The sequence below is a fragment of the Marinobacter sp. W-8 genome (genome assembly GCF_044342215.1).
GTDB lineage: Bacteria > Pseudomonadota > Gammaproteobacteria > Pseudomonadales > Oleiphilaceae > Marinobacter > Marinobacter nauticus.
The window spans coordinates 446030-470633 of record NZ_CP172297.1; the positions used below are offsets into that span (position 1 = coordinate 446030).

General features: G+C 59.1%; 23 protein-coding genes. 10 read left to right on the plus strand and 13 right to left on the minus strand.

From position 1 onward, the window contains the following. Positions 1–15: 15 nt before the first annotated feature. Both cls and ACF8YQ_RS01985 read right to left on the minus strand, forming a co-directional pair. Positions 16–1452, minus strand: a complete 1437-nt coding sequence (gene cls, locus ACF8YQ_RS01980; protein ID WP_396622464.1) for a cardiolipin synthase — start codon at positions 1450–1452, stop codon at positions 16–18. Beyond that, positions 1449–2489 (minus strand): AraC family transcriptional regulator, encoded by a 1041-nt coding sequence (locus tag ACF8YQ_RS01985; RefSeq protein WP_226597558.1) that lies wholly within the window; start codon positions 2487–2489, stop codon positions 1449–1451. Before ACF8YQ_RS01985 ends, cls begins: the two co-directional genes overlap by 4 nt. Before the next feature lie 384 nt (positions 2490–2873). Here ACF8YQ_RS01985 and ACF8YQ_RS01990 point away from each other — a divergent pair, with 384 nt between their 5' ends. From ACF8YQ_RS01990 to ACF8YQ_RS02005, 4 genes are all read left to right on the plus strand, one after another. Then, the gene (locus ACF8YQ_RS01990; protein WP_113879499.1) at positions 2874–3668 is read left to right on the plus strand and encodes an alpha/beta fold hydrolase; all 795 of its coding nucleotides are present in this window, start codon (positions 2874–2876) and stop codon (positions 3666–3668) included. 98 nt (positions 3669–3766) lie between these two features. Then, positions 3767–4858, plus strand: coding sequence for an SMP-30/gluconolactonase/LRE family protein (locus ACF8YQ_RS01995; protein ID WP_396622465.1), 1092 nt, complete (start codon positions 3767–3769; stop codon positions 4856–4858). Beyond that, positions 4855–5325, plus strand: a complete 471-nt coding sequence (locus ACF8YQ_RS02000; protein WP_226597559.1) for a thioesterase family protein — start codon at positions 4855–4857, stop codon at positions 5323–5325. The genes ACF8YQ_RS01995 and ACF8YQ_RS02000 overlap by 4 nt, the downstream gene beginning before the upstream one ends. A gap of 81 nt (positions 5326–5406) precedes the next feature. After that, positions 5407–6387 (plus strand): NADP-dependent oxidoreductase, encoded by a 981-nt coding sequence (locus ACF8YQ_RS02005; RefSeq protein ID WP_226597560.1) that lies wholly within the window; start codon positions 5407–5409, stop codon positions 6385–6387. Positions 6388–6402: 15 nt separating this feature from the next. Here ACF8YQ_RS02005 and ACF8YQ_RS02010 read toward each other — a convergent pair whose 3' ends face one another. The 3 genes from ACF8YQ_RS02010 to ACF8YQ_RS02020 all read right to left on the minus strand — a co-directional run bounded on the left by ACF8YQ_RS02010 (position 6403) and on the right by ACF8YQ_RS02020 (position 11120). After that, positions 6403–8271 carry a cation:proton antiporter gene (locus tag ACF8YQ_RS02010; RefSeq protein WP_396622466.1) on the minus strand — a complete coding sequence of 623 codons (1869 nt, stop codon included), beginning with the start codon at positions 8269–8271 and terminating at the stop codon, positions 6403–6405. 21 nt (positions 8272–8292) lie between these two features. Beyond that, entirely contained in the window at positions 8293–9084 is a 792-nt protein-coding gene (tcdA, locus tag ACF8YQ_RS02015) for a tRNA cyclic N6-threonylcarbamoyladenosine(37) synthase TcdA (protein WP_396622467.1), read from the minus strand. A 260-nt stretch (positions 9085–9344) separates the two neighbouring features. Further along, positions 9345–11120: an acyl-CoA dehydrogenase C-terminal domain-containing protein gene (locus tag ACF8YQ_RS02020; RefSeq protein WP_396622468.1), complete on the minus strand. Its 1776-nt coding sequence runs from the start codon at positions 11118–11120 to the stop codon at positions 9345–9347. A 176-nt stretch (positions 11121–11296) separates the two neighbouring features. Here ACF8YQ_RS02020 and ACF8YQ_RS02025 point away from each other — a divergent pair, with 176 nt between their 5' ends. Further along, the gene (locus tag ACF8YQ_RS02025; protein WP_396622469.1) at positions 11297–12031 is read left to right on the plus strand and encodes an SDR family oxidoreductase; all 735 of its coding nucleotides are present in this window, start codon (positions 11297–11299) and stop codon (positions 12029–12031) included. Positions 12032–12065: 34 nt separating this feature from the next. Here the strand turns inward: ACF8YQ_RS02025 and ACF8YQ_RS02030 are convergent, their stop codons facing one another. Both ACF8YQ_RS02030 and ACF8YQ_RS02035 read right to left on the minus strand, forming a co-directional pair. Further along, complete coding sequence (locus tag ACF8YQ_RS02030) at positions 12066–12704, minus strand: ChrR family anti-sigma-E factor (protein WP_206855169.1); 639 nt, start codon at positions 12702–12704, stop codon at positions 12066–12068. After that, the gene (locus tag ACF8YQ_RS02035) at positions 12701–13300 is read right to left on the minus strand and encodes a sigma-70 family RNA polymerase sigma factor (protein WP_014420382.1); all 600 of its coding nucleotides are present in this window, start codon (positions 13298–13300) and stop codon (positions 12701–12703) included. Before ACF8YQ_RS02035 ends, ACF8YQ_RS02030 begins: the two co-directional genes overlap by 4 nt. A 322-nt stretch (positions 13301–13622) precedes the next feature. Between ACF8YQ_RS02035 and ACF8YQ_RS02040 the strand changes: the two genes are divergently transcribed. Next, positions 13623–14573: an AraC family transcriptional regulator gene (locus ACF8YQ_RS02040; protein ID WP_396622470.1), complete on the plus strand. Its 951-nt coding sequence runs from the start codon at positions 13623–13625 to the stop codon at positions 14571–14573. Positions 14574–14609: 36 nt separating this feature from the next. Here the strand turns inward: ACF8YQ_RS02040 and speA are convergent, their stop codons facing one another. Continuing rightward, entirely contained in the window at positions 14610–16520 is a 1911-nt protein-coding gene (gene speA / locus ACF8YQ_RS02045; RefSeq protein ID WP_396622471.1) for a biosynthetic arginine decarboxylase, read from the minus strand. A gap of 138 nt (positions 16521–16658) precedes the next feature. On the opposite strand from speA, the gene speE reads away from it, so the two are divergent. Further along, a complete protein-coding gene (speE, locus tag ACF8YQ_RS02050; protein ID WP_396622472.1) occupies positions 16659–17540 on the plus strand; it encodes a polyamine aminopropyltransferase in 882 nt (293 codons plus the stop codon). A gap of 63 nt (positions 17541–17603) precedes the next feature. Here speE and ACF8YQ_RS02055 read toward each other — a convergent pair whose 3' ends face one another. Both ACF8YQ_RS02055 and glnK read right to left on the minus strand, forming a co-directional pair. Further along, positions 17604–18875: an ammonium transporter gene (locus ACF8YQ_RS02055; protein ID WP_396622473.1), complete on the minus strand. Its 1272-nt coding sequence runs from the start codon at positions 18873–18875 to the stop codon at positions 17604–17606. 67 nt (positions 18876–18942) lie between these two features. Next, positions 18943–19281 carry a P-II family nitrogen regulator gene (glnK, locus tag ACF8YQ_RS02060; protein ID WP_011784068.1) on the minus strand — a complete coding sequence of 113 codons (339 nt, stop codon included), beginning with the start codon at positions 19279–19281 and terminating at the stop codon, positions 18943–18945. 378 nt (positions 19282–19659) lie between these two features. On the opposite strand from glnK, the gene ACF8YQ_RS02065 reads away from it, so the two are divergent. The 3 genes from ACF8YQ_RS02065 (at position 19660) to trmB (ending at position 22298) form a co-directional block, all read left to right on the plus strand. Next, a complete protein-coding gene (locus ACF8YQ_RS02065; RefSeq protein ID WP_011784069.1) occupies positions 19660–19911 on the plus strand; it encodes an accessory factor UbiK family protein in 252 nt (83 codons plus the stop codon). A 66-nt stretch (positions 19912–19977) separates the two neighbouring features. Then, positions 19978–21510 carry a YifB family Mg chelatase-like AAA ATPase gene (locus ACF8YQ_RS02070; RefSeq protein WP_396622474.1) on the plus strand — a complete coding sequence of 511 codons (1533 nt, stop codon included), beginning with the start codon at positions 19978–19980 and terminating at the stop codon, positions 21508–21510. A gap of 71 nt (positions 21511–21581) precedes the next feature. Then, entirely contained in the window at positions 21582–22298 is a 717-nt protein-coding gene (gene trmB, locus ACF8YQ_RS02075) for a tRNA (guanosine(46)-N7)-methyltransferase TrmB (RefSeq protein ID WP_396622475.1), read from the plus strand. A 2-nt stretch (positions 22299–22300) separates the two neighbouring features. Here the strand turns inward: trmB and ACF8YQ_RS02080 are convergent, their stop codons facing one another. The 3 genes from ACF8YQ_RS02080 to rdgB are packed head-to-tail and all read right to left on the minus strand — an operon-like array spanning position 22301 to position 24604. After that, on the minus strand, positions 22301–22852 hold the full coding sequence (locus ACF8YQ_RS02080) for a hypothetical protein (protein ID WP_014420389.1): 552 nt from the start codon (positions 22850–22852) through the stop codon (positions 22301–22303). Continuing rightward, a complete protein-coding gene (gene hemW / locus ACF8YQ_RS02085) occupies positions 22852–24000 on the minus strand; it encodes a radical SAM family heme chaperone HemW (RefSeq protein WP_396622476.1) in 1149 nt (382 codons plus the stop codon). The genes ACF8YQ_RS02080 and hemW overlap by 1 nt, the downstream gene beginning before the upstream one ends. Positions 24001–24004: 4 nt before the next feature. Further along, on the minus strand, positions 24005–24604 hold the full coding sequence (rdgB, locus tag ACF8YQ_RS02090) for an RdgB/HAM1 family non-canonical purine NTP pyrophosphatase (protein ID WP_396622477.1): 600 nt from the start codon (positions 24602–24604) through the stop codon (positions 24005–24007).

The window sequence follows — 24604 nt, forward strand, 5'->3', positions numbered from 1 at the left end:
CCGCCCGGGGCCAGATCAAAGCAGGGGCGCCAATAGTCGTACTGCCCGGCAGCCCAGCCGGAACAGGATGGAGCGCTGGCGATAGTCGTTTTCGGTCATGGGCCGGCAGGCCCCCAGATCTTCCTCCAGCATGGTTTCCACCTGCTGGATGAACGTCGGGCTGGTGTTGACGGCGGTAATCTCGAAGTTAAGGCGCATGGACCGGTTGTCGAGGTTGGCGGTGCCGATGGCAGCGTAGCGGCTGTCCACCAGAACCACTTTCTGGTGCATGAAGCCTGGCTGGTAACGATAGATACCGATACCGGCCTGACTGGCCTGTACCAGATAGGAATAGGCGGCCAGCCGGACCAGTGGGCTGTCGGTTTTCTCCGGTATCAGGATGCGAACATCCACCCCCCTGAGCGCCGCCAACTGCAGGGCATTCATGATTTGGAAATCCGGCACAAAATAGGGTGAGGCAATCCAGATCCTTGTGCGCGCGTTGTTGATGCAGTTCAGGAAGAACAGGGTGCAGGTTTCCCAGGTGTCTGCCGGGCCGGTGGGCAATATCAGTACTTCCTGGTCGCCGGGAGGCTGCGACACGGACGCCCAGTTCAGTTCCGGCCGGGTATTTCTGGCCCAGTTCCAGTCCTCCAGCCAGGCCAGCTGGAGGCCGGTGACAGCTGGCCCTTCAATCCGGCAATGGGTGTCGCGCCAAGGTTCCTGGTCCATAGCGGTGCCCAGGTATTCGTCGCCCAGGTTGATACCACCGACGAATCCCACCTTGCCATCGCAGACCAGGAGCTTGCGATGATTACGGAAGTTGATCTGGAAGCGCCGACGCCGGATGTTGCCGTCACCAAACGAGGCAATGCGGGCGCCGGCAGCAGACAGTTCATTCAGCCATTTGCGGGACAGAAACGCGCTGCCAATATCGTCGTACAGGAACCAGACTTCCACGCCCTGGGCCAGCTTGCGTTCAAGGATGGCCTTGATGCGCTGGCCGACCCGGTCTGAGCGGACAATATAGAACTCCAGCAGCAGGTAGTGGCGGGCGTCTTCCATGGCATCGAACAAGGCTTCGAAGGTGGCTTCGCCGTCTCTCAGAAGCGTGCACCGGTTGCCGCTGGTGATCGGTTGTCGGCCGAGCTTGCACAGCACCTGTAGCTCATCGCTGAAATGCTCCTGGCCCGGATTGGTGATGGAGGTGGTCTGGCTTTCAAACTGATCCAACAGGTTGGTGAGGGATTCATCGCCCATGCGGCGCGCCTTGACGTAACCACCAAAGCGATAACGACCAAACAACAGGAACATGGGCACGGCAATGTATGGCAGGCCCACCAGTGCGAGAATCCAGGCTATGGCTCCCTGGGCCGTCCGATAGGTGAGCAGGATGCGGTAAATACAGGCCAGCGCCGCCAGGTACAGCGCCGCCAGGGGAATGGCCAGCAGCGACAGGTTTTCTAAAATCATGACTCGCGCCCCTGATGACTGGCCCGGAACTGGGCCGGTGCAACACCGGTCCAGCGCTTGAACGCACGGCTGAAGGCACTCAGCTCGGAGAACCCCAGGAGAAAGGCGATTTCGCCAAGCGCGTACTGGTCGTCGGCGACATAGCGTAGGGCCTTGTCCTTGCGGACCTGCTCCACCAGGTCGTGGAAACTCATGCCTTCTTTCTTGAGTTTTCGGTACAGGGTCTGGCGGCTCATATGACACTGCCGGGCCAGGGTGTCGGCATCAATCCGGTCGGTGGCCATCTGACGGGAAATCAGGCGCCGCACCTTTCGGCTGAACGAGCGGCGGGTCTGTAGCCGGGCCATGACCGCATTGACCTGTTTCAGCACCGCTGAGTAAACATAGGGATTCCGGTGCGGGATGGGGTGGCCCAGATGCTTGCTGTCAAACGCCATGCGGGTAACGCCACAGCCGAAATGAACGGTGCCACCGAACAGTTTGCGGTACTCAGCGGCATATGCGGGCTCCGGATGGGCAATTTCCAGCCAGTCAGCCTCGATCCCGCGATGGATAAAATGCCGGGTCCGGCACAGGGCAGCGGCCAGGGTGCGGTCCATGTCCTGTCGACAGTAATGATCCGGGCGATCCGGCTGCCAGGTCAGGATGGCCTGGTCCGGGGTTTGCTCAAAACTCAGGGTGACCGATTCGTTGATGAGTCGGTGCAGCCGGACGTACTGCACGACGGCTTCGCCCAGAGTGTCGCAGTTGAAGAACACATGGCCGACCAACCCCATGCGCTCGGGGTCGATGACCTGGCCGGCATGCAGGCCGACGCCCGGATCGGCGGTCAGTTGCTCGGCCAGTTCCCACAAACGGTAGTGGGCAGAAGCGGGTACCCGCAGATCCGGATCTTTCAAGGTTTCCAGCGCCAGCCCGGTAGCCTGTTCAACCCGGGCACGATCCAGAAGGCCCCGTGTTTCCAGATAATGCACCAGCGCCAGGGTGCTGGATGCCGCCACCTGGGGCGATTCCGGATATTCGGTCTGGGGCTGCATGCCTGGGTTCTGCTCCCGTTTGTTATCTGGTGGACTGATACAAAATGTCAAATGATTGGGACAGCAAGTCAACGGGTTGCCACTGCTTCAACGATAGCATGTTGGCTATCAGGTTGAAGTAATGCGTTACAAAGTGGAGGTGTTGTATGGAACAGGAAATCTTTGTACCCCATAGCGAAATGGAGCGCAAAAACGTTCTGGCACTCGCTGAATACCTGGACAGCATTTTCTATTGCTGATCTTTCAGGCGTATGTCTGTGACCTTCCAGCCGGGCCATGCCCGGCTTTTTTCTGCCTGTCGGGTTGGCACCAAATTCCCCTTGCCCCGTAAACTGGCAGTGGTAGTGTATCCGGTTTGATCCGACAACCGGAGGCCGCCAGACCATGAGTGTTGCACTGAATCACCGTATTTCCGGTCAGGGAGATCCCTTGATCCTGCTGCACGGACTATTTGGTTCCCTGGAAAACCTGGGTGGTATTGCCCGCCGGCTTGAGGACGGCTGGCAGATCCATGCTCTGGATGAACGCAATCACGGCAGCTCTCCCCATACTGACGACATGGACTATCCGGCTATGGCCGAGGATGTCATTGCCTATCTGGATGCCCAGGGTATTGAAAAAGCCAGTCTGCTGGGCCACTCCATGGGCGGCAAAGTCGCCATGCAGGTTGCCCTGAAGCATCCTGAGCGGGTGCGGTCATTGATTGTGGCGGATATCTCGCCGGTTACCTACAAGGCCCACCACGACGCCATTCTTGAAGGCATGCAGCAGATGGATCTTCGTGGCGTGAAATCCCGCAGCGAGGCGGATGCCCGCCTGGCCAGGTTTGTCGAAGTGGCGGGTGTGCGCCAGTTCCTGCTGAAAAACCTGGAGCGTATTCCGGCCCAGGAACAGGCCGACGATGAGGTGGCCTTCCGCTGGCGGCTGAACCTGTCTGTTATTGATGCCTGTTATGACAAACTGGCGGCGGCGCCGGAAGGGCAGGGACCGTTTGAGGGGCCGGTGCTTTTTATCAAGGGAGCGGATTCGGCCTACATCCAGGAGAAACACCGGGACACGATTCGTACCCTGTTTCCGGGCGCCGAGTTGAAAATCATTGAAGGCACCGGGCACTGGCTGCACGCGGAAAAGCCGGACGCTTTTGCCATGCTGTGCCGGCGTTTTCTGGAACAGGCCTGACCTTGTCAGAAACCCTGTGATGTCTGCTAAGGTTAGGCACACGGAGTTATCCGCCGGGTCGCCTGCGGACAAAGAATCATAAAAGGGAACGGGCGCGCATGATGAAATGGTTGCTGGTTGGCTTGCTGGTTGTCTTTTTTTTGCTTGGCAGCTTTCTGCTGACCCCGTCCCCGATTGACAGCAAAGCCTGGCAGGCGCCTTCGCCACCGGCGATGACCGGCGTACTGGCACCCAATGAACGGTTGCGACTGGCCGATCTGCTCGCCCGTGGTCAGGTATACGGCCCTGAAGACACCACCATCGGCCCTGATGGCGTACTCTACACCGGTACCCAGGACGGCTGGATTGTGCGTGTTCACTCTGATGATACGGTTGAACACTGGCTGGAAACCGGTGGCAGGCCCCTTGGAATGGTGTTTGACAGCAACGGCAATCTGATTGTCGCCGACGCCTGGAAAGGCCTGTTATCCATTACCCCTGAGGGTGACATCACGGTGCTTACCCGGGAGGCCGAAGGCACCCCCTTCCGGTTCACGGATGATGTGGTGATCGCCCCGGATGGCCGAATTTATTTCACCGATGCCAGTTCCCGCTTTCAGCAGCCGGATTACGTGCTCGACTTGCTGGAGATGCGTCCTCACGGCCGGTTGTTGAGGTACAACCCGAAAACCCGGAAAACCGAGGTGTTGCTGGGTAACCTGCATTTTGCCAATGGCGTGGCGGTATCCCCTCAGGGCGATTATGTGCTGGTGAACGAGACCTGGAAATACCGCATTCTCCGTTACTGGATCAACGGTCCCAAGGCTGGCCGGGCAGAGGTGTTTGCCGACAACCTGCCGGGTTTTCCGGATAACCTGGCGGTGGATGATGAGGGTCGCTATTGGGTCGCCTTCCCGACCCTGCGCAATCCCCAGGTGGATGCCATGCACAAGTCCCCGTGGCTGAAGGATCTGGTTGCCAAGTTGCCGGATAGCCTGAAGCCCAAGCCCCAGAACTACGGCCTGGTGGTCGCCTTCGATAGCAAGGGCCAGATGCTGACCAGCCTGCACGACACTCGTGGTACTCATCTGCAGGAGATTACCTCAGTTAATCCCCACGACGGTGTTCTATACTTTGGTTCACTTCACAACGACCGTATTGGCCGGCTACCGTTGCAGGCCATCCCTGGCCTTGGAGAAGCAACCCCATGACTGATGCCCCCGCCCTGAGCTGGGATTTGCCCGGCCCGTTCACCCTGGAAATCTCGGTTCAGGCCGAAGATACCGATCGACTTGGCCATGCCAATAACGTGGTGTACATCCGCTGGCTGGAGGAGGTGAGCTGGGCGCACATCGAGAGTCTGGGCATGACCTGGGCCCTGCACGAGGAAACCGGCAAGGCCATGGCCATTACCCACACCGACGTGGACTACCTGATGTCGGCTAATGCCGGAGACCAGCTGGTGCTGGGCACCTGGCTGACGGACTGGGATGGTCGTTTCCGCTCCGCCCGACAGTTCCAGCTGATTCGCAGGGCCGATGGCAAAACCCTGTTGCGGGGTCTGTCCACTCACGCCTGCGTTGATATGAAATCCCAACGCCCGGCACGGGCTCCGAAAGCATTCGTCGATATTCTGTCCGGCGCTCTGGTGCCCGGTGGCCGGGGCCTGCCGCGCTAGGGCCGTCGTCGGAAATATCTGCTAGTCTCATCCTTGATGCCCTTCGAGGGACATCTGACCCCATGCACTCCGGAGGCAACCATGGAACCTACCGACGTTAGTGAATCAATCCTCATGCAGCACGTGATCTACGGCGAGTTTGGTGAGCGGGAGGTGCTTCAGGTGGCGCAGGCTCCGGTGCCTGAGGCCCGGGAAGGTGAAGTGGTCATCCGAGTGCATGGCGCCGGTTTGAACCCGATTGACTGGAAGACCCGGAAGGGGCTGGGGTTCGCCGCCCGACAGATCGAAAACCGGCTGCCCTGGACGCCGGGGTACGACGTTGCCGGTGAGGTCGTCGCCGTTGCTGAGGGCGTGACCACCCTGGCCCCGGGCGACCGGGTGATGGGTATGGTGGGCTTTCCGGCCGGCGGTGGTGCATATGCGGAGTACACACTGGCTCGTGCTGACGAGTTGGCCATCGTCCCTGATGAGCTTGATCTGGTGACCGCCGGCGCGGTGCCCCTGGCGGCATTGACAGCCTGGCAGGCCCTGTTTGAGGTGGCCAGGCTGGAATCCGGTCAGAAGATACTGATTCATGCCGGGGCAGGCGGTGTCGGCCATTTTGCGGTTCAGTTTGCGCTGGAGCGTGGTGCCCATGTGGTGGCAACAGCCTCACCGGCCAATCGGGATTTTCTGGCAGAGCTCGGCGTGCACGAAGTGATTGATTACCACACTACCGACGTGGCTGAGGAGTGCTATGGCCTGGATGTGGTGCTGGACCTGGTGGGAGGGGAAGCCGGCAAACGCTCCCTGCATACCCTGTCAGAAACCGGCGTGCTGGTGACCATTCCCACTGTGACTGCAGATGACATTGTCAGCGCCGCCGAGGCCATGGGGCTCCGGGCCCACGGCATGACCGTAAGGCCGGACGTGTTTCACCTGGACGAAATTGCCGAGCTCATTGAAGACGGCGATGTGCGGGTCCACATTGACCAGGCTTTCCCGCTGGATCAGGTGCAGGCCGCCCACGCTTTGCTGGAGGGCGGCCACGTCCGTGGCAAGCTGGTACTCGACTGCCGCTGACGGTTGCGAATAGCGTCAGGCTGGAGCGGCACCGCTTGCCGTTTTGTCGCCCTTCTCACCGGCAGGTTCTTCCCGGTCCCGACGTTCCTTCTGGGGTTGTGGGGGAACCAGGCTGATCAGTACCCAGTCGTCACCGGGCTCGAGGGTTTCCATGTCCTTGACCGGGTGAATATGGTCCCGACTGTCGCGTACGAACAACACCAGGGCCTGGTTCTGATACTGGTTCAGAAACTGCTGGTAGCTGAACTCTTCGCTTAGCTGCGTGGTTTTCACGGTGTAGCCCTGGCTGACCAGGCTCGCCAGCTTGGCATAGCTGACACCATCGAACAGTCCCCGGGTTCGCTGCACCTTGCCTGCGGTCTGAAGCCGCGCCCGCTGATCCTGGTCGCCCTCTACCAAACCAAACACTGAATCATCTCCGAACCAGTCCAGAAAATGGTAGGTGGCCAGGCTGTTCATCTGCTTGTACGGCGACAGAATCAGCAGGTTGCCGATGCCGGTCAGGTCCATATGCTTGGCCGCGTGTTCCGACACCGGGTTGCCGAAATACACCGGCAGGTTTTCCATGCGTGCCTGGCGCACGTTCTCCCAGTTGGTGTCGGTCAGCATGGTGGGAATGTCATGCTTTTTCAGGGCCTGGGCCACCAGCCGGGCCACCGGGTTGGCACCCAGAATCAGGAAGCCGTGCGCGGGCGGTTCCTGAACCCCCAGCAGCTTTGCCACTGGCCGGGCAGTGAGGCTTTGCAGGGTAACGGTGGTGATGATGAGCATAAACACCAGTGGCACCAGTACGCCGGCACTCTCATAGCCGATTCGCTCAAGCTGGAATGCGAACAGCGCTGAGACCGCCGCAGCGACAATGCCACGTGGAGCAATCCAGCTCAGGTACAGCTTTTCGCGCCAGTTCAGTGTGGTGCCAATGGCCGAGAGGAAAATGCTCGCGGGGCGTGCAATCAGCATGAGGATAGCCAGCACAGCAACCAGGCCCCAGCCCAATTCGGCGATGGCGGCAAACTCCACGCGGGCGGCCAGAATGATAAACAGGGCCGAAATGAGCAACACACTGAGGGATTCCTTGAATTCCAGAATGCTGTCGACCGGAACCTGCTTCATGTTGGCCATCCAGATGCCCATCACGGTCACGGTCAGCAGCCCCGATTCGTGGGCCAGTTCGTTGGAGATGGCAAAGACACCCAGCATGAAAGTGAGCGTGCCGGCGTTATGCAGGTACTGCGGGATCCAGTGCTTTCTGAGGACCAGGCCGTTCAGGTAGCCGGCGGCGGCACCGATGGCAAAGCCTACCAGCAGGGTTTTGCCAAAAATATAGAGGGAATGGCTGAAAACATTGCCCTGGCCCCAGGAAACAATGCCCTCGAACACCAGAACGGCCAGCAGTGCGCCTACCGGGTCAATGATGATGCCTTCCCAGGTGAGGATGTTCGCCAGCTTGGAGGTAGGGCGCACCGCCCGGAGCAGGGGCGCAATCACGGTAGGCCCGGTGACGACGGAGATAGCACCGAACAACAAAGCAACTTCCCAGGATACCTGGAGAATCCAGCGGGCGGCCAGGGTGCCGATAATGCAGGTGACGATGGTGCCCACAGGAATAAGATTGCGCACCATCTTGCCGTGGCCTTTGATTTCCTCGTAGCGCAGGGTAAGGCTGCCCTCGAACAGGATGATGGCCACTGCCAGGGAGATGACGGGAAACAGCAGGTCGTCAAAAATGGCTTCCGGTTGCAGGAACCCGGTCACTGGGCCGGCAAGGATGCCACCGGCGAGCAGGAACAGGATAGCCGGCATGCGTACCCGCCATGCCAGCCACTGGCAAACCAGGGAAGAAACGCCGATGCCGGCCAGAATTAACGTGGTGCTTACGGCCATAAAAGGGCCCCGATGGTTGAATTAGGCGTTGGCCTTGCGGGCGATGCGATTCAGCAGCCGCGACGCTGCGAAAAAGCCGAAACTTGCTGTCACCGGGCTGGCAGCACCAAAACCGGTGGCGCAGTCGAGCCGCACCGGGCCGTCGCTTGTCGGTTTCTGTTGACATACCTCGCCGTCCGGGGCGGGATAGGTCAGTTGTTCCAGAGAGTATACAGCTTCTACGCCGAAGCGCCGTTTCGGGTTTCGGGAAAAACCGTATTCCCGGCGCAACATATTACGGACCTTGGCCAATAATGGATCCTGTGTGGTTTTCGCCAGGTCTGCAACCTGGATCTGGGTCGGATCCATCTGGCCCCCGGCACCACCGGCACAGATGATCGGAATCTTGCGCCGCTGGCAGTGGGCAATCAGCGCCGCTTTTGCCTTCACGCTGTCGATGGCATCCACCACGCCGGTCATATCTTCGGTGATCAGCTCGCCGACATTCTTCACCGTGAGAAAGCCAAAGTGCACCCGAATATCCGCCTGGGGATTGATGGCCCGCAACCGCTCCGCCATGGCGTCGGTTTTGGTTCGACCATACTGGCCCTGCAGAGCATGCAGCTGCCGATTGGTGTTGGAGACACAGATGTCGTCCATATCAATCAGGGTGATCGTGCCAATACCGCTGCGCGCCAAGGCTTCCGCCGCCCAGGAACCCACGCCGCCGAGGCCGACAATGGCGATGTGGGCATGGCGGAAAGCATGCAGGGCCTTGCGGCCGTACAGACGTTCTATGCCGCCGAAGCGGAGGTGGTAGTCGTCGGAGGTCATGCAGTCTCTACTGGAGTATCAAAAATACAGTGTGCATTGTACTTGTGTAGCAGGACTGGCGAAAAGCATTCATAAAAAAAGCCGCGCATAGCGCGGCTTCAAGAAGGTACCAGCCTCGCAAGGAGGCGGGTTGGACTAGTTCAGAGACACTAATCAACGTGACTATTATCAATTTCTGATCTGTCTTGATGAAGGTCACAAATTGCCATTTGCCGGTCATTTCCGGCCAGGATTTTTGGCCTGACCGGAAGTTCTGCCGCTTAGGCCATCCACTGCTCATCCTCCAGGGCCATCAGGCTGTCTTTGCCGGACTGGATATCCCGTAGCAGCCAGTCCGCCTCGGGCATCAGTTTCTCGAAATAGAAACGGGCGGATACTTGCTTGCTTTCCAGCAAAGGCTTGTTGCCTTCGCCGGCTTCGAGCTTCTGGCCGGCAACGGCAGCCATGCGAGACCAGAGATAGCCGATGACGGTCAGGGCTGTCAGACGCAGATATGGTGTTGCCGCAGCGCCAGCCTGCTCCGGATCTTTCGGGGCATTCTGGGCCAGCCACAGAGTGGCCTGCTCAAGACCCTTGATGGCGCCTTTCAGTTCTTCCCGGTAGGGCGCATCAGGATTGTCTTTCAGGTAACCAGTCAGCTCGGCAAACAGGGCGCGTACCAGTTGCCCGCCCTTCAGCGACAGTTTGCGGCCTACCAGATCCATCGCCTGGATGCCGTTGGTGCCCTCGTAGATACGGGCGATACGGCCGTCGCGTACCAGTTGTTCCAGCGGCCAGTCCTGGGTGAAGCCGGAGCCACCCAGTACCTGCTGGCCCCAGTTGGCGTTGTTGTAGCCCTCATCGGTCAGGAAGGCTTTGACCACCGGCGTCAGCAGCTGTACCAGGTCGTCGGCGTTTTCACGAACCTCTTCGTCCGGGTGTGCCACGGAGAGATCCAGCTGGTGGCCGGTAAACAGTGCCAGCGCACGCATGCCCTCGTTCAGCACTTTCTGGCGCATCAGCATGCGGCGTACATCCGGATGCACAATGATCGGGTCGGCCGGGCCGTCGGGGTTTTTCGGGCCACTCAGGGAGCGGCTTTGCAGACGCTCTTTGGCGAAGGCCAGGCTCTCCTGGTAGGCCATTTCCGCTAGGCCCAGGCCCTGCATGCCCACCATCAGGCGGGCTTCGTTCATCATGGTGAACATGGCGCTCATGCCCTTGTTGGGCTCGCCCACCAGCCAGCCCTTGGCGCCTTCAAAGTTCATCACGCAGGTGGCGGAACCTTTGATACCCATCTTGTGCTCCAGGCCACCACAGAAGGCCGGGTTGCGCTCGCCGGAGTCCGGCAGGAACTTGGGTACTACAAACAGGGAAATGCCTTTGGTGGTGTCTGGTGCGCCCGGCAACTTGGCCAGCACCAGATGGACAATGTTGTCCACCAGGTCGTGCTCGCCTCCGGTAATCCAGATTTTGGTGCCTTCAATGGCGTAGCTGCCATCGTCGTTCGGCGTGGCCCTGGTGCGGATCAGGCCCAGATCGGTGCCGCACTGGGGCTCGGTCAGGCACATGGTGCCGGTCCATTCGCCGGAAATCAGTTTTTCCAGATATGTCTGCTTAAGCTCTTCCGAGCCGTGGGCATAGAGGGCGCTGATGGCACCATGCGTCAGGCCGGGGTACATGCCCAGCGACAGGTTGGTGGAGCATACCATTTCGTCCACGACGAATTTCAGGGTGTGAGGCAGGCCCTGGCCGCCAAACTCCAGTGGCGCGTCCAGCGCGGTCCAGCCACCTTCGACAAACTTCTGATAGGCCTCTTTGAAGCCGTCTGGTGTCTTGACCAGTTTGGTTTCCGGGTCGTAGCTGCAGCCCTGACGGTCGCCAACCTGGTTGGTGGGCTGAATGACCTCTGCCGCCAGTTTTCCGGCCTCATCAATGACCGCGGAGATCAGGTCTGGTGTGGCATCGGCATACTTTTCCAGCTCGTGCAGCTTGTCTGCGCCCAACACATCAAACAACAGAAAGCGAAGGTCGTTCGCTGGTGCCTGGTATTGCATGGATACTCTCCTGTTTTGATTTGGCGGTCTAAATGACCGACGGATGTCGTCGTTCTGATCTGGAAGTTTTTCTTCATACGGGCGTTTGAAATTTTTGGTTTGCTTCTGGATGGCCTGAAAGCATTGATTTTTCGTATCAACGGCATGGTGTTGATTGATCATTGGGAGAGTAGCGAATGACAACCGTTATTGCGGGCGTATCCGGTGCCATCGGTGCGGCATTGGCCCGGCGTTATCTGGGAAGCTATCCGGACCAGAGCCTGGTTGGCTTGTGCCGTAAGCCGGAGACGGCACCGAACGATCTGAAAAATTACTCTGGCGTGAGATTGATGGCCTGGGATGCAGAGGACGAGCAGCGGCTTGATGTCGCCGAGTTCAAGGCTGTGCTGGAAGCTTCTGGTCCGGTTCAAACCGTTATTTATGCCGCAGGCCTGCTGCACGATGACCAGTTGTTTCCGGAGAAACGGTTGGAGGATATTGATGGCCGAAGCATGATGCGAAGCTACCAGGTGAACTGCCTCGGGTTTGTCTCGCTGATGCAGAGGCTGGCTCCGGTGCTGAGGGGAAAGCACTTCAAGCGTATTGCCGCGGTGTCTGCGAAAGTGGGGTCTATTTCGGACAACCAGTTAGGGGGCTGGTACGCCTATCGCGCCTCCAAGGCGGCGATGAATATGGTGGTGAAGAACCTTTCTATTGAATTGTCGAGGCGTTACGCGCCACTGGCATGCGTTTCCGTGCACCCGGGCACCACCTTGTCGTCGCTGAGCCAACCATTTCAGCAGTCGCTGGAGCGGTTAACGGTACACGAGCCAGAGCAGACGGCAAGCAATCTGTTTTCGGTTCTGGAAAGCCTTGATGACAGGGATAATGGACGTTTTATCAGTTGGGATGGCAGTGATCTGCCATGGTAGCGCAGTCATGCTGCGGCGGCGCCGCAGCATACTGTTAACGCAGGAACGGATTGAGCAGGCGGGTGAAGGTCCCGGTCAGCTTCAGGGGGGCGCTCAGCACTGACAGCGTAATGCAGTCTTCGCAACCGACGGCCACCGGACGATGTTCGTCCTGTTCGTTCAGAACCACAAAGTCCCACTGATTGAATACGCCCTTCTGGTCTGCAAATGCCCCTTGAAGTACAATCGTGGTTTCATCGCCACGGTGGGTATGGGCCGGCGCCTTGCCGCCCGCTACCAGTTTTTGCAGAACGACCCTCTCGTTCTGGCCGGGAAACTTGTCGGTAATGTCGAGCACACTCACGTCCGCAAGCTGACGTTTCCAGGGCAGCGCATTGATGTCATCCCCGAGCAGTTTCTGCAGAGGGCTCACCTTCGGTTGAGGAACCACCGGAGATGATGCTTGCGGGGAGCTATCGATACGCGCCATCAGTTGGTCAAAGCTCGAATCAGCCACCGTCACCTTTGGCTGGTGATCCATCATGACCGCGCCCAGGCTGTTCAGAGTATCTACCCGGCTACGGCAGTGGGGGCACTGCTCCAGATGCAGGCGGATGCACAGAGCATGGGGCTCGCTCAGGTTGCCCGCACTGTACTCCATCAGACTCAGGCTGTCGGGATGGTGCCGTGTCATACGTTTTGATCCTGCAAAATCACTTTCAGTTTGTTCAGTGCCAGGCGAACCCGGCTTTTCACGGTGCCGAGAGGAATGTTGAGCTCATCTGCCACCATCTGGTGGGATTTGTGCTCCATATATACCTTCGCGATTACGGTAATCTGCTCTTCCGGGAGCTGGCTCAGCGACTCCCGGATGCGCCGCTCGGACATCAGGCGGTGCAGGGAGGTAACTGGTTCGTCTTCGTTATCACCCGGAATCTGCCAGAGATCCTCGGTTTCCACCGCCATCTCAGCACTGGTCCGCTGCATTTTACGCAGCATATCAATGCGCTGATTCCGGGCAATGGTGAAAATCCAGGTGGATGCGGCCGCTTTGCGCCAGTCGTAAAGACAGGAACGGCGCCAGATAGAGACGAAGACTTCCTGCACCAGCTCTTCCGCGTGGCTGGCCAGCCCGTTCGAGATCGCGTAGTACTTGATCTGCGGGGCAAAGTGCTCGAACAAAGCATGATAAGCCGCCCGATCCTGATGCTTGCCGACTTTTTCCAACAAAACACCCCAGGGGTCTTTGCGCCCTTCGGTTTTCGTTGGTTGCTGCTCCAGTGTTGTCACCGGGCGCTCCTTGACAGTTATCGTATTTGAGCTGGCTATGGTCATCATTCTATGCACTCGTCACAGATTTGTCAGTGAGAGTGTTTACGCAATGGATTACCGGGCGGATTCATGGATTCCGAAAAAATTGTCGGGATGGCCAGAAGGCCGGAAGAACTGCGTCACCGGGGTTATTGCCGGTTGCCCCGGCAGGGGCTAGTCTGATCGGTAAAACAACGATCAAAAATTCCAGACCATGAACGCAACGCTCTCCAGTGGCTCTTTGCCCGTTATGCGGGTGCATTACGCTGAAATTCTCTGCCAATTGGCAGAGGAGCGTGGGGTGCGTCGTTCGGAACTCGTGTCAGTGGCCGGTATTCGAAACAGCCAGCTCAGTCATCCCGATAATTTCATTACGCTCAATCAGTTCACGGCATTATGCCAGCAGGTGCTGAGCCGCTGTGATGACGACTGCCTCGGGCTGGAATACGGCAAGCGTCTGAAGTTCACCGCTCACGGAGCTCTGTCTCAGGCCGCCATCAGTTGCGACACCCTGGAACAGGCGTTGGCGGTGTTGATCAAATACTTCCGGATTCGGTTCGCCTACATGTCACTGTCGTTCTTTATCGAGGATGAAGATGCGGTGATTCAGCTGGAGATTCACCACTACACCGAGGAACTGCATCGGTTTAATATCGAAGTGGTGATGGCCACCCTGATGGACGTGAATTACCTGTTATTCGGCACTCAGTTACTGGATGGTGGCCGTTGCCTGGTGGATTACCCGCGCCCGGGGGATGTTGAACGCTACCAGTATCTGTTCGGCGGTAAGGTCACGTTCTCGGCGGGGGTAAACCAGTTGCGGTTTCGCAAGTCGTTTCTGGGGTTGCCTATGTCACTGTCCAATCCGGTTGCCCGCCGGGTGGCAGAAGCCCAGTGCGAGGAAGAAATGCGCCAGATGGAAGCATCTGCCTCGGTGAGCGATCGGGTCTTGCGTTTGCTGGAGTCTGCCCGGGATGGGCGTTTGCCCGGCCTCGAGGATGTGGCGCAGCAAATGGGGGTGTCGCCACGAACGCTTCGGCGGCAGCTCTCCGCCGAGGGTGGAGGCTTTCATGGTCTTCAGGAGAGTGTGCGACATCAGCGGGCCCGGGAGCTGCTGTCGCGCCATTCGGCGATGAGCATTGACGAGATTGCCGAGCATCTGGGTTACAGCGACCCGTCCAATTTCGGCCGGGCCTTTCGCAAGTGGGAAGGAGTGTCGCCGTCGGCCTGGCGCCGGGATAATCAGGCCTGATTGCTCATGATCGCCCCTTAGACCCCCCCCCCTTTTTCATTCCTCCAGGTAGGTATAGCCCTCCAGGCCAGAGGACAGTTCGGCCAGCAGCGTCTGCTGCAGCTCAGGTGTCAGGCTGCTGTGCCGGAACTTCTGCCGGTAGGCCTCAAGCAGATTGGCGGGTTCGAAATTCACATAACGCAGTACTTTCGCCACGGTGTCCCCGGTGATGGGTTCCCCCACCTGATATTGTCCCTGTTGGCCCAGTTTCACATCCACCGAGTGGGTATCGCCGAACAGGTTGTGCATATCGCCAAGAATTTCCTGATAGGCGCCGGTCATGAAGAAACCCATCAGCAAGGGGGATTCCGGGTCGTGTTCGGGCAGTGGCAAGGTGGTTTCGATGCCCTGGCCGTCCACATACTGGTCAATCCGGCCGTCGGAATCGCAGGTGATATCCTGGATAACGGCCCGCCGGTTCAGGGGCCGGTTCAGCCCGTTGATCGGCATCACCGGAAAGATCTGGTCGATGCCCCAGACATCCGGTAGAGACTGGAACAGGGAAAAGTTCACGAACAGTTTCTCGGCAAGCTTCTCGTTCAGCTCGTCGATGATTTCCCGGTGCGCCCGGTTGGCAGTGTCCAGCTCGGCCCGGAGAATCCGGCAGCAGCGCACGTACACGGCTTCTGCCTGGGCCCGCTCCTGCAAGGACAGCAGGCCGTGGGCAAACTGGGCGTGCACATCGGCCATGGCGTGCAGGATGTCGTGGTAGATTTCCGCCAATGAGCGAGGGGAATCTTCATCCTGAAGGCTGTCCAGGTCGCGCCAGAGATCCTGCAGTGGTGCCGGGGCCTCCGCTGCGGGTTCGGTGGGCTCGCGATTGTCGGGGTATTCCCGGTCAATCACATTGGTGACCAGTACCGAGTGATGTGCGGTGAGCGCCCGGCCGGATTCACTGATCAGGTCCGGGTGCGGGATGCCCTGGCGGTCACACTCGGCCTGCAGCACGTGCACCACATTGTAGGCGTATTCAAACACGCTGTAGTTCATGGAGCAGCTGCTGCGGGAACGGGTTCCTTCGTAGTCGACACCCAGGCCACCGCCGATATCCACGGTACCAATCGGGGCGCCCATAGCGTGCAGTTCCGTGTAGAAACGAGCGCACTCACGCAAGCCGGTCTGGATGTCCCGGATATTGGCAATCTGTGAGCCCAGATGAAAATGCAGCAGTTGCAGGGTGCCCAGGGCGCCGGCCTGTTTCAGGATACCCACCACATCCAGCACCTGGCTGGCAGACAGACCGAACTTGGATTTCTCGCCCCCGGTATTCTGCCAGTTGCCCTTGCCAATAGTCGCCAACCGGGCTCGCACGCCAATCAGCGGGGAAATGCCCAGCTTTTTTGCCTCTTCCAGAATCAGTGGCAGTTCCGACTGCTTTTCCACCACGATAAACACCCGGTGACCCAGTTTCTGGCCGATCAGTGCCAGGCGGATGTACTCCCGGTCCTTGTAGCCGTTGCAGACAATCACCGAACCGGCCTGCTTTGCCAGCGCCAGTACGGCCATCAACTCCGGTTTGCTGCCGGCTTCAAGGCCCACCTGGTTGGCCGAGGCGGCCGGTTCGGCTGACAGCAGTTCTTCCACCACCCGGCGCTGCTGGTTTACCTTGATGGGGTAAACCGCCGTATAGCGGCCCCGGTAGCCCTGCTCCTGAGTGACTTTGTTGAAGGCATTGCAGAGCTTGTTGACCCGGTCGTGCAGGATGTCGGTAAAGCGGATCAGGACCGGCAGGGGAACACCTGCATCGGCCAGTGAACGAGTCAGCGCTGGCAGGTTGATGCGGGCGTCGCTTCTGCCCCGGTCCGGGCAGATTTCAACCTCGCCCTGACCGTTGACTGAAATGTATCCGTCACTCCAGTGAGCGATGTTGTAGACCTTGTGGGCTGGTGATGCAGCGGTTTCAGCCATTGTTGCTATCCTGTCAGGAAACCCGGGGCGGCCGGCGGGCCGGTAACAGGCTGCATTGTAGGAGCTGACCACTGCACCTACAATACGCCCCTTTCAGATGCCCCGGCACATTGCAGCGGCACACAGTGGGAGACAGACATGACCGCATTGAACGAAGGCTGGTTCACCGAGGTATTTCAGGACCAGGGCACCGCTTTTTCCCTGCAGGTAAAGCGCAAGCTCCATGAAGAGCAGACGCCATTTCAGAAACTCGAAATCTATGAAACCGAAACCTTCGGCAACCTGATGGTTCTGGACGGCTGTGTGATGCTGACCACCAGGGACAATTTCCTGTACCACGAAATGATGACCCATCCTGCGCTGTTCACCCACAAGGACCCGAAAAAAGTGGTCATCGTCGGTGGTGGCGACTGCGGCACTCTGAAAGAAGTGCTGAAGCACCCTGGAGTGCAGGAAGCCTGGCAGGTGGAGATCGATGAGCGGGTAACCCGCATGTCTGAGAAGTATTTTCCAGAACTGTGCGAAGCTAATGGCGACCCCCGTGCCAACTTCTTTTTCGGTGATGGCATCCAGTGGATGCGTGATATCGAGCCGAACAGCATTGATGTGCTGATTATCGACAGTACCGATCCGGTGGGTCCTGCGGAAGGTCTGTTCGCACTGGATTTCTATCGCGATGCCATGTTGGCCCTGAGGGAAGGCGGTATCATCGTTCAGCAGAGCGAATCTCCCCTGCTGCACACCAATACCATCATCAAGGACATTCACGATGATATGCACAAAGTCGGTTTTGGCCATGTGCAGACATTGCCATTCCCCCAGCCGGTATACCCCACGGGCTGGTGGAGCTGCACCATGGGCAGCAAGGAAAACCCGCTGAAGTATTTCCGCGAGGAAGATGCCAACAACCGCCCCTTTGTCACCCGTTACTACAATGCCGGGGTGCACCACGGTGCCTTGGCCATGCCGCAGTTTATGGTGGATGCGCTGGAAGATGAGGTTCGCCCGGAAGAGGGTTGAACCAGACCGTAAAGAAGAAGGGCGCCACAAGGGCGCCCTTCTTTTTTACGGTAGGTAGCGGTATTACTGCTTGCCGCTGACAAACTCCGGATAGGCTTCCATACCGCATTCGGAGAGGTCGACACCTTCGTACTCTTCTTCTTCGGTCACGCGGATGCCCATGACAGCCTTCAGGATACCCCAGACAACCAGGCTGGCCACGAATACCCAGATGAAGATGGTCAGGGCGCCGATGATCTGGCCGCTGAAGCTGGCATCGCCGTTGGTAACCGGTACCAGCAGCAGGCCCAGCAGACCACAGACACCGTGGGCAGAGATGGCGCCGACCGGATCGTCGATGCGCAGCTTGTCCAGAGTGACGATGCTCAGTACCACCAGGATGCCGCCCAGGGCGCCCCAGATAGTGGCTGTCAGCGCGCTCGGGGTGGACGGCTCGGCGGTGATTACCACCAGACCGGCGATGGCACCGTTCAGCAGCATGGTCAGGTCAGCCTTGCCAAACATCAGGCGAGCCGTGATCAGGGCGGCAATAGCGCCACCGGCAGCGGCTGCGTTGGTGTTCAGGAACACCATGGCCACGGAGTTGGCACTGGCTACGTCGCCGAGTTTCAGTACAGAACCACCGTTGAAACCGAACCAGCCCATCCACAGGATGAAGGTACCCAGAGCGGCCAGCGGCATGTTGGCGCCCGGGAAGGCACGGATTTCACCGTTGGGGCCGTATTTGCCTTTACGCGGGCCAAGCAGCAGTACACCAGCCAGGGCCGCAGCGGCACCTGCCATGTGTACGATGCCGGAGCCGGCGAAGTCACTGAAGCCAAGATCACCGAGGTTGTACATACCGAACACATCGGCGCCACCCCAGGTCCACGAGCCTTCCAGTGGGTAGATAAAGCCAGTCATGAAGACCGCGAATACCAGGAACGCCCACAGCTTCATGCGCTCGGCAACCGCGCCGGACACGATGGACATGGCGGTGGCCACGAACACGACCTGGAAGAAGAAGTCAGAGGCCGCCGAGTAGATGGAGCCGCCGGTGAAGCCGTCTTCGCGGGTGGCGAAGTCACCCAGTACGCCGTCCACGTCCACATCGGCGATGCCGGAGAGGAAGACGTTACCGCCGTACATGATGGCGTAACCGCACACCAGGTACATGGTGCAGGCCACGGCAAAGAGCGCGACGTTCTTGGTCAGGATTTCGGTGGTGTTTTTAGCACGCACCAGGCCGGACTCGAGCATGGCAAAGCCTGCGGCCATCCACATGACTAATGCGCCACACACGAGAAAATAAAAGGTATCTATTGCATACTGCAGGTGAAAGAGATTGCTTTCCATAGGAAGCCCTCCGCACAAGGCTCTTCAAGTTATAAGTTTTTTGCGTTGGCTAGGTGTCAGTTCTGGATCAGACCGCTTCTTCGCCGGTTTCGCCTGTCCGGATCCGGATAGCCTGTTCCAGTTCAGTCACGAATATTTTGCCGTCGCCGATCTTGCCGGTATTGGCTGCCTTGGTGATGGCTTCGATGACCTGGTCCAGCAGGTTGTCGCCGATGGCGATTTCAACCTTCACCTTGGGCAGGAAATCCACTACGTATTCCGCGCCACGATAGAGTTCCGTGTGGCCTTTCTGCCGTCCGAAGCCTTTAACTTCGGTAACGGTTACGCCTTGAACGCCAATCTCGGATAGTGCCTCACGGACATCATCCAATTTGAAAGGCTTGATGATCGCTGTCACAAGTTTCATTGCTTTCTCCTTGGTAAAGCCGTCCCAACAGTGAGGGCCCGTCGGCCGGTTGTTGAGTTCGGGATGCTGCCACCTCGCACATCAATTGTGCGGATTGCGTACGAGGGCTTTAGCATCGGGTATGCCAACGCAAAAAATAGCTTTTAAAACAAACTCTTAATTATTGTCTGTGCCGAAATGGCGCAGCTTGGCGCACCGTTGTGGTGCATTGTGCCTGCGATTGTCTCAAAACAGCGCAGTCGGGCCATCGGCCGCGGCCATTATAATGCCGACCGGGTACAGTATGGCAGGGGGTAGGGTGTGATACACTCCCGCAAACACCCCGGCGACACGGAAAATAGTCTGATATCGCCGAAAAACCGATACGAGAGGTGATTGATGAAAGGGCCCCAGGAAATTTTTTCTCAGTTGCAGGGTCAGTTTGGCCAGTTTGTTCCCGATATGGCTCGGGCAGCACGGGAAGATTTTGAAACCCAGGCCCGGGCCACGGTGATGTCGGTTCTGTCCCGGCTGGAGCTGGTGACCCGGGAAGAATTTGATGCCCAGCAGGCGGTCCTGATGAAAACCCGTGAAAAGGTTGAGGCCCTGGAAAAACGTGTTGCCGAACTGGAGCAACGCCAGAGTTCCTGATGGTTTGCCCGGGCGGCAGGGTCGCTGCCCGCAACGACTGATTGTTCTGTGCCATGGAAGGTTGTCATGCTCGCTATTGTCCATTCGCGCGCCAGCATTGGCGTGTCTGCTCCCCCGGTTACCGTTGAGGTGCACCTGTCTGGTGGCCTGCCGGCATTATCCATCGTCGGGCTGCCGGAAACCGGAGTGAGGGAAAGCAAGGATCGGGTTCGCAGTGCACTGCTGAATGCCGGTTTCGAATTCCCCGCCCGTAGAATCACCATCAATCTCGCGCCTGCTGACCTGCCCAAAGAAGGTGGCCGTTTTGATTTGCCCATTGCCCTGGGCATCCTGGCAGCCTCCGGCCAGATTCCCCCCGAAAGCCTCGAAAGCCACGAGTTTCTCGGAGAACTGTCCCTGGATGGTGCGCTTCGGCCCCTCAAGGGGATATTGCCCGCGGTACTGGCGGCCCGCGAAGCAGGCCGTTCGCTGTTGCTACCTCAGGACAACGCCGAGGAAGCTGCCCTTGCCAGCCGTGATGATGTGCTTGCCGCGAGCCATCTGCTGACAGTGTGTGAGCATCTGACGGGCCGTGCCAGGCTGGTTCCTGTTCCTCGATCTGAAACGCCGGGAGACGGTGCCGCAGCGGTGTCTGTGGCCGATCTCTCAGAGGTGCGAGGCCAGCAAGTGCCCCGTCGGGCGCTGGAGGTGGCCGCAGCTGGCGGTCACAATCTGCTGTTTTTCGGCCCGCCCGGAACCGGTAAAAGTATGCTGGCGAGCCGGTTACCGGGCATTCTGCCAGGTTTGCCAGATGAGGCAGCCATGGAGGTGGCCAGCGTGCATTCCGTTGCGGGCCAGCCGCTAAAGCCAGGTGGCTGGCGTCAGCCACCATTCAGGGCGCCTCATCACACGGCGTCTGCGGTGGCGCTGGTGGGCGGTGGCAGCAGTCCTCGCCCGGGCGAGATTTCTCTGGCGCACCGGGGGGTGTTGTTTCTGGATGAACTGCCGGAGTTTGAACGGCGGGTCCTGGAAGTGTTGCGGGAACCCATGGAAACTGGCGAAATCTCCATCAGCCGGGCGGCGCGGCAGGTCACTTTCCCAGCGCGATTTCAGGTCGTGGCCGCTATGAACCCATGTCCATGCGGTTACAGTGGTCACCCCAATATCGAGTGCCAGTGCACGCCGGCACAGGTGATGCGTTATCGGGCAAAGATCTCGGGGCCGTTGCTGGATCGGTTCGATCTGCATGTGGAGGTTCCAGTGCAGTCCGGAGAGGTCTTGCTCGGTTCCGGGGCGTCCGGTGAGAGTAGCTCCAGTGTCAGGGCCAGGGTTCTGGCTGCCAGGGCCCGGCAGGAGGCTCGTGGGATGCTCAACTCGGGCCTCTCGGGAGCGTTGCTGGATCAGGCTTGCCGGCTGGATGCGGCCAGTGAGCGGTTGTTGACCCGGGCCATGGAGCGACTGGGGTTGTCGGCCCGGGCGCTCCATCGAATATTACGACTGGCCCGCACCCTGGCGGATCTGGAGGGTGCTGAACACCTGAGCCAGTCGCACCTGATGGAGGCGCTGGGTTACCGCCAACTCGACCGTCAGACTGGCCAGGGGTCGGTTGTCTCCGCCTGAAGCTGCTGACTCTGGTAAACTGTGTGCCAGGTTTATTCCACGAGATCCGCTTTGAAGCTTGAGGACACAGAATGACTGACCAGAACGAGACTCAGGATACGAATCCGGTCACCACACGCCGCGGTGTTCGCAGCTTTGTACTGCGCCAGGGGCGGATGACCGAAGGTCAGAAGAAGGCCTTCGATCGCAACTGGGCCAAGTACGGACTGAGCCGTGACAATGGCATGATCGACCCCCGTGAGGTGTTTGGCCGCGATAACATGCTCAACCTGGAGATCGGTTTCGGGATGGGCAAATCCCTTGCCGATATGGCCGAAGCTGCACCCGAGCAGGATTTTATCGGCGTGGAAGTGCACCTGCCTGGCGTCGGCGCCTTGTTGAAAGAAGTGGAATCGCGTGGTCTTGAGAATGTGCGGGTATACAGCATTGATGCCAATGATGTGATTGACCTGTGTCTGCCGGATGCCTGTCTGGATCGGGTGATGGTGTTCTTTCCGGACCCGTGGCACAAGAAAAAGCACCACAAGCGCCGCTTGATCCAACCGGAATTTGTTCAGCGCATCCGCCATAAACTCCGGGTGGGCGGTATTCTGCACCTGGCCACTGACTGGGAGAACTACGCTGAGCACATGCTGGAAGTGATGAGTGCCTCAGAAGGCTTTGCCAATATCCAGGAGCAAGGTGGTTATTCGCCCAAGCCTGATGACCGCCCGATCACCAAGTTCGAGAAGCGTGGCGAAAATCTTGGCCACGGAGTATGGGATTTGTTGTTTTATCGTACCAACTGAGTTCAGTGGGAGTGAGTCAGGGGCCTGCGGCGGGAAGCGCGGATGACCACCAGGCCCGCCATGCCAAGTATCAGGCCGGTGAATTTCACCAGCGCCAGAATGGTGGCGGTCAGGCTCAGGGAGTCTGAGGGCGGATTGAAGTTATTAAGCAGAACAATGTTTTCCGCTACATCGCTGATGCCTGCGATGACAAACAGGGCGCGCACCCAGCGGGCGACCATCCGTTCCCGGATACCCGGTCTGTCCCGGGTGAAGTGGCGGGTTAATTGAAGCAGCGCGGCCAGATAGACCACGATGAACACAAAGTCGAGCCACAGTGATAGCCGTGCCATGGCGAGATTGCCGTCCCGCCAGCTGCGCAGAATGGCGTGAGTCTGCTCGGCGGTACCGGCCAGTTGTAAACTGACGATCCCCTGAGGGGCGGCGGCCGTATGCAGTGGTTGGTTCAGCGCCACCAGAACCAGCCACAGTGCCAGTGCAGCCACCAGGGAAACTTTCATGGGCAGCTTCATCGGGCGCATGGGAATAAGCGGTGGGCGCTGGGCTGAGTCCATCAGAGAAAGTGCTCCAGCAGGCTGTTCAGGTATCTTTGCCCCTTTGCCGTCGCCTGCAGACGGTCGGGGACGATCAGGTTTTCATTTCGTAACTGTTCAAGTTTTACCGCAATGGACGACAGCGGTAAACCTGTACGCTCACCGTACAGTCTTTCGTCGGTGCCGCTTTTTAGTCTCAACGCATTCATCATGAATTCCAGGGGCCGGTCTTCCGGCTCTATGGCTTCACTGCCAGCGGTGCGGGAGCCGATCCGGTTGAGATACGCGTCGGGTTGCCGGGTCTTCCAGTATCGCAGGATGCGCCCGTCGGCAAGGCTCACCTTGCCATGGCCGCCTGCCCCAAGGGCCAGATAATCCCCGAAGGTCCAGTAATTCAGGTTATGCCGGCTCTGGGCGCCCGGCAGGCTCCAGGCGGAGACTTCATAGTCGTCCAGGCCGGCCCGGCGCAACAATTCTCCCCCCTGCTGGTAAATCTCCCAGAGCCGATCATCGTCCGGCAGGGCGGGTGGTCGGGAGAAAAACTCGGTGTTGGGCTCGATGGTGAGCTGATACCAGGACAGGTGCCGGGGCTGGTAGCTCAACGCTGCCTGTAAATCAACCAGAGCCTGACTCGGTGTCTGGTCGGGCAGGCCATGCATCAAGTCGACATTGAAGTTATCAAAACCGGCCTTGCGGGCGGCTTCAATGGCGCTGTGGGCCGAAGCTCTGTCGTGAATCCGGCCCAGGGTTTTCAGTTGCGCCGGGTCAAAGCTTTGAACACCGATGGACAGCCGATTGATGCCTGCCTCCCGGAAGCTCTCGAATCGACCAGTCTCCAGCGTGCCGGGATTGGCCTCCAGGGTGATTTCGGCCTCGGGGCTGAATGTTAGCCGTTCCCGGAGCCGCTCGAACAGGCGGTGGTAGAACGCGCCGCTCATCAGGGACGGGGTTCCGCCACCGATGAACACGGTTTCAATGGGGCGTTCCCGTACCAGGCTCAGATCCTGATCCAGGTCGTCCAGAAGGGCGTTCAGGTAGGCGTGTTCGGGAATCTCTCCCTTGACAGCGTGGGAGTTGAAGTCGCAGTACGGGCATTTGCGCACGCACCAGGGCACGTGAATGTACAGACTCAAGGGCGGGCAGACCGCCACGGGCAGGGTGGCGGTCACAGTATTAAAGCTCCGCCCTGAGTTGGTCCAGAAGGCTGGCCAGAGCCCGTCCCCGATGGCTGATCCTGCCTTTCTGCTCCCGTGTCAGCTCGGCAGCGCTGCATCCATGCTCCGGTACCAGAAAGACCGGGTCGTAACCGAAGCCGCCTTGCCCGTGCGGCTCGGCAAGAATGCGGCCTGGCCAGCGACCATGGCAGATGATCGGCGTGGGATCGTCAGCATGGCGGAGATAAACCAGAACGCAGTGAAACTGAGCGCTGCGCTCTGCTTCCGGCGTGTCTTTCAACGCTGCCAGCAACGCCTCGACATTATCATTGTCGGTTGCCTCTTCGCCGGCAAAGCGGGCGGAGCGAACGCCCGGGCGGCCGTCCAGGGCATCCACGGCCAGGCCACTGTCGTCGGCCAGCGCAGGCAGGCCAGTGACTCTCGCTGCATGGCGGGCTTTGATAATGGCATTCTCAACGAAGGTAACGGCCGGTTCTTCGGCCTCTGATACCCCAAGCTCACCCTGGGCGACCGGCTGCAAGCCAAGTGGCGCGAGCAGATCAGTCAGTTCGGCGATCTTGCCCTTGTTGTTGCTGGCGATGACGAGTTTGCGGGCCAT